The organism is Campylobacter showae CC57C (assembly GCF_000344295.2).
Taxonomy (GTDB): domain Bacteria; phylum Campylobacterota; class Campylobacteria; order Campylobacterales; family Campylobacteraceae; genus Campylobacter_A; species Campylobacter_A showae_B.
Map to the genome: position 1 here is coordinate 20482 of NZ_AOTD01000258.1, position 7836 is coordinate 28317.

Here is a 7836-nt window from a genome sequence, read left to right on the forward strand (position 1 = left end):
ATGGAAGAAAACGAGCAATTAAACGAAGCCAAAGAGCTGCTAGACTCGCACCTAAACGAGACGATCGATAAGGAGCTAAGCCCCGCCGACCTCGCCCAGCACCTAAAAACGCTTAAAAAGCACGATGAGGAGCTTTTTGGCGAATATCTCGAAAAGCTAGACCCCGAGATCCTGGGCGACGTAGCGATCGAGATGCCCGATCACATGCTAAAGGACGTGATCGAGCAGATACCCAGCGACAAGATCATCGAGGCGATCGAAGAGCTAGAGAGCGACGACGCAGCCGAGCTTTTGGAGTATATCGAGGAGATCGACGAACAAAAGGCGAAGGAGCTCTTTGACGGCCTTGATAAGGACGATCAGGAGGAGATTTTACGTATCCGCAGCTACGACGAGGGCGAAGCGGGCGCGTTCATGCAGACGGAGCTTTTTAGCGCGCATATAGACGAGCAGCTAAAAACGGCGGTCGAGCGGTTAAGACGCGAGAAGGAAGAGGGCAAACTAGAAAACGTCTCGCAGCTTTTTATCACCGATAAAAAGGGCGTTTTGCTCCATGCGGTGCCGCTTGAGGATCTGATACTATTTGACTTTAACCAAACCTTAAGAGAGATCATCGCAAAGAGCGAAGAGGACAAATACAAACCCAACGTAGCCGTAGATAACGAGCCTATCGAGACGGTCGTAGAAACGGTCGAAAACTACGATATGAACTCGATCGCGGTCGTCGATAGCAAGGGATATTTGCTCGGTCGTATCACCACTGACGACATCCACGATTTTATAAAAGAAAGCGCCACGGAGCAAATTTATAACCTAGCCGGCGTCGACGACGAGGCTGAGGAAGAGGATACGAGCCTGGTTAAGGCCACTCGCGCGCGCGCCGTTTGGCTGCTTATAAATTTATTTACCGCGCTTATTAGCTCATCGATCATCGGGCTTTTTGACGAGACGATAGCTAGCTACGTAGCGCTCGCGGTACTGATGCCAATCGTCGCATCTATGGGCGGAAACACCGGCACGCAGGCGCTTACGGTTACCGTGCGCCGACTAACTCTGGGAGAGATCGAGTTTAAAAACGCCGCAAATGCGCTAAAACGCGAGGTCGGTATTGCGCTTATAAACGGACTAACCTTTGCGTTTTTGATGGGCGTTATTGCTGCGCTGTGGTTTAACCGTCCAATGCTTGGCGTCGTTATCGGTGCTTCGATGTTGATAAATTTGTTTTTCGCCGGATTTTTCGGTACTTTGATACCGCTAAGCTTAAAGAAATTTGATATCGATCCCGCCGTCGGCTCGGCCGTACTGCTTACCACCGTTACCGACACGGTTGGCTTTTTTAGCTTTTTAGGACTGGCAAAATGGATACTTCTGTAAAAAATATCAAAATAGAAAATTTAACCTCCCCACGCTACGTAAAGCCGTATCAAATTTACTTTGATCTGTGCGAAAAATCTGTCAGATGGGAGTGTATCAAGGCCCACGACAGCGTCTCGGTACTGCTTTATCACGAGGATAAGGACGCGTTTTTGCTAGTTAAGCAGTTTCGCCCCGCCGTTTGGTTTAACCTGCAAGAAGGACGCGAGCTAAATTTGACGCAAAAGGGCGACGAGGGCTACACCTACGAGCTTTGCGCGGGTCTGATGGATAAAGGCAAGAGCGAGGAGCAGACCGTCATCGAGGAGATCGCCGAGGAGACTGGTTTTGCCGTGAGTAAGGTCGAGCGCATAACATCCACTCGCGGCGCGCTGGGTTTTGGCGGAGCAAAGCAGACGATGTTTTTTGCCGCGATAAACGACGCGATGAAGATCGGCGAGGGCGGCGGCATAGACGGCGAAAATATCGAGCCGGTTTATGTTCCGCTTGATCGTGCGCGGGAGTTTATGTTTGACGAAACCAAAACCAAGGCCACGGGGCTGATGTTTGCTTTTATGTGGTTTTTCGATAGAATGGGCAGATAGTTTGCGTCAAATTTTAGATTTCACTAAAAATAATCAAATTTAAGGAAAACAAATGCTAAAGAAAATCGTTTGCGCCGCTTTTTTGGCGTCCGCGGCCTTTGCCGCCGTGCCTACTTTCGAGGAGGCGAGCGCGGAGCTAGCTCAAAACAACTACGACAACGCCTTAAAGCTTTTTGAAAAGTCTTGCTACGAGGAGAAAAACATCGTAGGCTGCTATGCTGCGGGCTTTATAAACATGAATGCCTATTCGCAAAACTCTAGCGAGGCAAAAGGCTTCGAGCAGTTTTCAAAGGCTTGCGATGCTGGAGATATGGACGGATGTAAATCTATGGGCGACATCTACGAAAACGGACTGGCTGGACAGGAAACCGACTATAAAAAAGCGATGAAATTTCACGAAAAAGCTTGCGAGGGCAAAGTAGGCGCCGCGTGCGCGAGAGTGGCCGGATACTACGACGAGGGCAGGGGTACCGAGCAAAATTTGGCCAAAGCGTCTAAATTTTACGAAACGGCATGCAAGTACGAGGACGCGAGCGGCTGCCACGCGCTAGCGGATATGTACGAAAAAGGCGAGGGCGTAAAGAAAGACGCGACAAAGGCGATGGATTTTTACGGGTTAGCTTGCGACTACGGCTCTAGGGGAGCTTGCGCTGATTTTAGAAAACTTTATAAAAACAAAAAATAAGGAGCCGCTATGTTTAGGAAAATTTATCTCGTTTTGATTTTAGCCGGATTGGCGGCCGCGCAGACGAATTTTGAAATCGCTACTAAAAAATACCTACAAGATATGGGCGACAAAAACGCACCCAAACTCTACGAAAAATCGTGCCGCGAGGATAAAAATGCCGTAGGTTGCTACATAGCCGCGCAGCTAAAAGCCTATCAAACATACGACCTAAAAGACGATGAGGAGCATATGCGAATAAACAGCGAAGTTTTTGAGCTTTATAAAAGCGCTTGCGATCTTGGCTACGCTAAAGCTTGCTTGGCGGCGGGCGATTTTTACGACTCTACGCCGTCAAATGATAATTTTGTCGTAGAGCAGGACGATACGGAAAAATCAGCCGAATTTTACGAAAAAGCATGCGAGAGCAAAGACGGGGAGGCTTGCCTAATGATAGCTAAGAAGCACGATAGCGCCTCAAAATTCGCCGATGCGCTAAAATACTATAAACTAGCCTGCGAAGCGAGAGAGGCCGAGGGCTGCTACAACGCGGCCGATATCTACGAGTCAGGCGACGGAACGCCTAAAAATAGCGCCGAGGCGGCGAAATATTACGGCCTTGCTTGCGAAAACGGCCTTGGTCGCGGCTGCGCCAAATCTAAAAAATTTAGCAAATAGGAGGATACGTTGAAAAAGATTATTCTAGCTGCATTTTTAGCGGCGGCGGCCTTTGGCGGGAATTTTGAACAAGCTACGAAAATTTATCTAAAAAAATCGGACTTCGAAAACAGCGCGCAACTGTTTGAAAAATCTTGCAACGACGATAAAAATGCCGCCGGCTGCTATATGGCGGCGTTTTTGGGCGAGCAGGGGCTCTCATATAACGACGATGACGGCGGCAAAAAGACCTTCGCACTATATAAAAAGGCCTGCGATATGGGCGACATGGACGGCTGCACGGCCGTAGCCGCGGTGTACGAGGGCACCATACTGTGGCAAATCTCTCAGGTAGACTACGAAAAGGCGGTGGCGCTTTATGAAAAAGCCTGCGAGGGCGGAGTCGGCGAGGCGTGCTATAGGGCGGCTGCTCATCACAGCGGCGAATACGGCAGCACTAAAGACCCGCAAAAAGTCCGCAAATACTACTCGCTAGCCTGCGACCACAAAGACTCGCAAGGCTGCTATATGCTCGCGCAAGGATACGAAAAGAGCGAACAGGATATGAAAAAAGCGATGGATATTTACGGGACCTCTTGCGACTACGGATATACGGAAGGCTGCGTTAAATTTAGAGAACTCGTTAAAAAAACGAAATAAAATCTGCGCCTCGCTAGATTTTGATTGTCTGGCGGGGCGTAAATGCGGCGAGTGAGCTCTGCTCACCGTTGTTTTTGATTTATGGGCGAGCTTGATTTGGCTCCAGGCTTTGCGGAGCGCCCGCTTCTAAAACTTCTATCATTTAAAATTTACTATTCCGGCTTTGCTTGGGCGTCTTTTAAAGGATACCGCGTATCTGCCGCCAAAATATCTCCCTTGAATCTGTCTTGGTTAAATTTGCCGCCGTTTCGCTCGGTAAAATCAAATTTGATCTGATTTAACTCTCCGCAGTTTAAATTTAACGGCGAAATAGTGTGTCAAATTTGACGTTAAGCTAAATTTTTCAGCCTCTAAATCCAAGCCGTAAATTTAAGCAACAAAGTCCAAAATCAAATCAGACAACGATGTCGTCAAATTTGGCGACTGCAAAGCCGCCTTTAAATTTGACCGCCGAGCCGAGAGGTCAAATGTAGCCGAGTAGCCAAAATTTGACGCGCCGAGCAGCGGGCTTTGGCTTTAAATTTGCGAACTTATTTTGCTCAAATTCGGCGTCAGATTCGCCGTCGCACTTAGCTCAAATTTACTTAAAATAGCCCCTTGAGAAGCCCTTTTATCGCATCTTTTTTAGCGTCGCCCGTGGTGCCGTTTTCGTCGTCTTTGCCGAATTTTTTATCTAAAAATCTATCCAGCTCTTTGACCGCCTTGCCTTTTAGGTAGTCTGAGCCGATCGTGTATTTCGGGTTGTCGCTAGTGCCCGTAACCGTGATGTCGATGTCGGTTTTTTCGTAGTTCATCTTTATCGGTACGTTTACGGCCTTGGTCGCCATGTCGTATTTGCCACTAGCTACCCAGACTCGGCTTCTAGTTGCGTTCATATCGGCGTTAAAGTCGATGAGGTTTTTGTTTATAGTGCCTTTTATTTTGCTGTTTTTATAGATTTCGCTTGTTATGTCGCGCCCCGTGAAGGTTCTTACCTGCTCGGTAAAATCGGTCTTTGCAAGCTTGCCCTCATTTACTGTGACATCAAATTTACCTTTTTGCGAGGCGAGGTTGTAGTCCATCGTCATATCGCCGGTGCCGTCATAGACGTGCGAGAGGCCCAAAAAGTCGGTGAGGCCTTTGGCGGTGAAGCTCTTTAAATTTGCGTTTAGGATATCGTCTTTTAAGACCGCCTTAAGATCGCCGTTAAAGAGTCGCGAATTTACGTTTGCGCTTAGCTTTTCGCCCGTTTTTGTCGCGTCGCCGATAATCAGCAAAGGCCCGTAAAGCGGTCGTCCGACCAAAAACTCGATCTCTTTTAACTCTTTTATGCTAAGCTCAAAGTCCGCCTTCGCCGAGCCGCTTTCAAGCTCGTAGTCGCCTTTTAGATTTTTTAGCGCGATTAGGTTCTTGTTTGCGTTTGAGACGAGATTTGCTACCGCGTCAAATTTAGCCTTGCCGGCGTTTATAGCGACATCCACGTTAGCGTCAAATTTCGTGCCGTTTGGGAAGCGCTTATCTAGCTCTTTTGCTACGACCGCGCTATTTACTATACCGTTTTTGACGTTAAATTTAGCCGTACCGCTGAGATTTTTCGGATCGAGCCCGCTTAGGTTTACCGTTCCGTCGATCACGGCGTCGGCGTAGTTTGGCAGCGCAGCCAGCGTAAATGCGTCTTTAAGCGAAAGCGCGCTTAAATTTGCCGCGAGTTTTTCGTTTTTGAGGCTCGCGTCTATCTTACCGCCCAGAGCGTTTGCGTTTAGATCTAGTTCGCTAAGCGCGCCCTTTGCGAGTTTTGCTGCGCCTTTGACGTCCACTTTGCCCGATAGTTTTTTGCCGATTAGCTCTTCAAATTTACCCAGATCATCGATACCCGCGTCAAATTTGACATCCGCGTTTTTATCATCCAGTCCGTAAACGCCGCTTAGGCTCTTTAGTTTTAGAAGTTCGGAGTTTAGCGAGGCGTCAAATTTGGCTTTTGAGCTTGCTACGTCGGCGTTTGCGTTTAGTTCAAAGGCTAGAGGCTTGCTCAAATTTATCTCCTTTGCGACCTGTTTTAACTCGGCCGGATTTAGCCGTGCGTTTTTGGTGGCGAGCTTAACCGAGCCAGAGATATTTTGCGTGTTGTGCACGTCGTTTAGCACCGCTTCGCCGCTGATCGTTCCGCCGACAAATGCCGGGAAAGCGGCGATCTTAACGAGTTCGTCAAGCTTTAGCGAGCTGATTTTGGTGATGAGTTTGCCGCCGTTTAGCACCGCATCGACGTTACCGCCAAAGCCTTCAACCTTGACGTCGAAGTTTTTTAGCTCGCCTGCCGTAGCGATGACGTTGCCGTTTGCTTTAAACGCGCCGCTAAGCTTTTGCCCCACGACGGGCTCAAATTTAGCCAGATCGTCCACGATTAGTTTTACGTCGCTGCTTAGGGTGTTTGAGTTTGGATCGTAGATCGTCTTGTCGCTGCCGATCGTGGCTAGCGGCGTGATCACGGCGCTTTTGGCGCTAATTATGCCGTCTTTGACATCGGCTACGATTTTGCCGTTTGCGGCGAAATTTGACGGCAACGTGACGTTAAAATCCTTTATGATTAACGCGTTATCGGTTTTTACGTCAATGATATCGACATTTGCGGTGCCGTTTGGTTTGCCGCCGCTTTCTACGATATTTGCGACGGTAGAGATTTTACCGCGCGCGTATATAGGCTGACCCGCTAGCGCTAGAGCTTTTTCGACCTGTAAATTTTTAGCGTCGAGCTTTAAAGAAAGCGGCTTGTAGTCTTTTAAATTTGCATCAAAGCTAACGTTTGAGCCTAGCATTTGGCCTACTCCGCTAGCGGTGAAATCGCTAAATTTGCCCTTTGCGATGCCTGAGATTTTCATCGCTTCGTTTAGTTTGACGCCCAGGCTTTTTAGATCGCTAACGGCGACGTCGTATTTTAGATCGAGGCTTTGCGAGAAAATAGAAAGCCCGCCGTTTACGTTCGCCGCGATCTCGCCGTTTACGTTCGCTACGATATCTACGCTCGTCGGACGGATCTGAAATTTGTCAAATTTGACGTCAAATCCGCTTTTTTCTTTAATCAAATTTTGGGCATACGGTTTAATAAAACCGTTGCCAAAATCCGTAAAGGCCGCGACGTAAGCCGCGATAAGCAAAGCAAAAACCAGTCCGAGCAGGGCGCCTAAAATTTTCATCGTTTATCCTTTATATTTAGTTTAATTTTATTATGAAACTTGAGCCGATTATACTAAGACTTGTTAAGAATTTTAGCTAATTCATTGACAAATTCTAAAAATTTGACTATAATTTCATCACTCAAAACAAAAGAGTGCTAAAAAAAGTAAAATCAAACCATAAAGGATGAATCATGAATTTTCAACCGTTAGGCAAACGAGTCTTAGTCGAGCGTCTCGAGGACGTCAAAACGACCGCTTCGGGCATCATTATACCCGATAATGCAAAAGAAAAACCTTTAAGCGGCAAGGTTTTGGCGGTATCAAGCGAGGTAGAAGGCGTGAGCGTGGGCGATAGCGTAGTTTTCGCAAAATACGGCGGCACCGAGGTTGTGCTTGATGGCAAGACGTACTTGGTTCTAAAAATCGAAGACGTTTTGGGCGTTTTAAAATAATCTAAATTTAAAGGAAAAAAGATGGCAAAAGAGATATTTTTTTCAGACGAGGCTAGAAATAGACTATACGAAGGCGTTAGAAAACTAAACGACGCGGTAAAAGTAACGATGGGACCTCGCGGCAGAAACGTACTAGTGCAAAAGAGCTTCGGCGCTCCTGCGATCACCAAAGACGGCGTGAGCGTAGCTAAAGAAGTAGAGCTAAAAGACGCTCTAGAAAACATGGGTGCAGGCCTAGTAAAAGAGGTCGCCAGCAAAACAAACGACGAGGCGGGCGACGGTACGACTACGGC

The 7836-nt window shown here is 47.7% G+C and carries 8 protein-coding genes; 7 read left to right on the forward strand and 1 reads right to left on the reverse strand.

The window, feature by feature from the left end; genetic code table 11:
• From mgtE to H740_RS10680, 5 genes are read left to right on the forward strand one after another with little or no spacing between them, the layout of a single operon-like run.
• Positions 1–1374, forward strand: a complete 1374-nt coding sequence (gene mgtE / locus H740_RS10660) for a magnesium transporter (protein ID WP_002953774.1) — start codon at positions 1–3, stop codon at positions 1372–1374.
• Entirely contained in the window at positions 1359–1958 is a 600-nt protein-coding gene (locus H740_RS10665; RefSeq protein ID WP_002953775.1) for an NUDIX domain-containing protein, read from the forward strand. Before mgtE ends, H740_RS10665 begins: the two co-directional genes overlap by 16 nt.
• Positions 1959–2010: 52 nt before the next feature.
• Positions 2011–2643: a tetratricopeptide repeat protein gene (locus H740_RS10670; protein ID WP_002953776.1), complete on the forward strand. Its 633-nt coding sequence runs from the start codon at positions 2011–2013 to the stop codon at positions 2641–2643.
• 9 nt (positions 2644–2652) lie between these two features.
• Positions 2653–3300, forward strand: a complete 648-nt coding sequence (locus H740_RS10675; protein ID WP_002953777.1) for a tetratricopeptide repeat protein — start codon at positions 2653–2655, stop codon at positions 3298–3300.
• 9 nt (positions 3301–3309) lie between these two features.
• The gene (locus H740_RS10680; RefSeq protein WP_002953778.1) at positions 3310–3939 is read left to right on the forward strand and encodes a tetratricopeptide repeat protein; all 630 of its coding nucleotides are present in this window, start codon (positions 3310–3312) and stop codon (positions 3937–3939) included.
• A gap of 584 nt (positions 3940–4523) precedes the next feature.
• Here the strand turns inward: H740_RS10680 and H740_RS10690 are convergent.
• Positions 4524–7109 carry an AsmA family protein gene (locus H740_RS10690; protein ID WP_002953783.1) on the reverse strand — a complete coding sequence of 862 codons (2586 nt, stop codon included), beginning with the start codon at positions 7107–7109 and terminating at the stop codon, positions 4524–4526.
• 173 nt (positions 7110–7282) lie between these two features.
• Here H740_RS10690 and groES point away from each other — a divergent pair, with 173 nt between their 5' ends.
• Both groES and H740_RS10700 read left to right on the forward strand, forming a co-directional pair.
• Complete coding sequence (gene groES / locus H740_RS10695; RefSeq protein ID WP_002946739.1) at positions 7283–7543, forward strand: co-chaperone GroES; 261 nt, start codon at positions 7283–7285, stop codon at positions 7541–7543.
• Positions 7544–7564: 21 nt separating this feature from the next.
• A partial coding sequence (locus tag H740_RS10700) for a TCP-1/cpn60 chaperonin family protein (RefSeq protein ID WP_002953784.1) occupies positions 7565–7836 on the forward strand: 272 nt, incomplete at its 3' end.

What these genes read in the sequence shown, in the direction of transcription:
- mgtE (WP_002953774.1), top strand. Translation starts at nt 1, where the DNA reads ATGGAAGAAAACGAGCAATTAAACGAAGCCAAAGAGCTGCTAGACTCG.
- H740_RS10665 (WP_002953775.1), top strand. Translation starts at nt 1,359, where the DNA reads ATGGATACTTCTGTAAAAAATATCAAAATAGAAAATTTAACCTCCCCA.
- H740_RS10670 (WP_002953776.1), top strand. Translation starts at nt 2,011, where the DNA reads ATGCTAAAGAAAATCGTTTGCGCCGCTTTTTTGGCGTCCGCGGCCTTT.
- H740_RS10675 (WP_002953777.1), top strand. Translation starts at nt 2,653, where the DNA reads ATGTTTAGGAAAATTTATCTCGTTTTGATTTTAGCCGGATTGGCGGCC.
- H740_RS10690 (WP_002953783.1), bottom strand. Translation starts at nt 7,109, where the DNA reads ATGAAAATTTTAGGCGCCCTGCTCGGACTGGTTTTTGCTTTGCTTATC.
- groES (WP_002946739.1), top strand. Translation starts at nt 7,283, where the DNA reads ATGAATTTTCAACCGTTAGGCAAACGAGTCTTAGTCGAGCGTCTCGAG.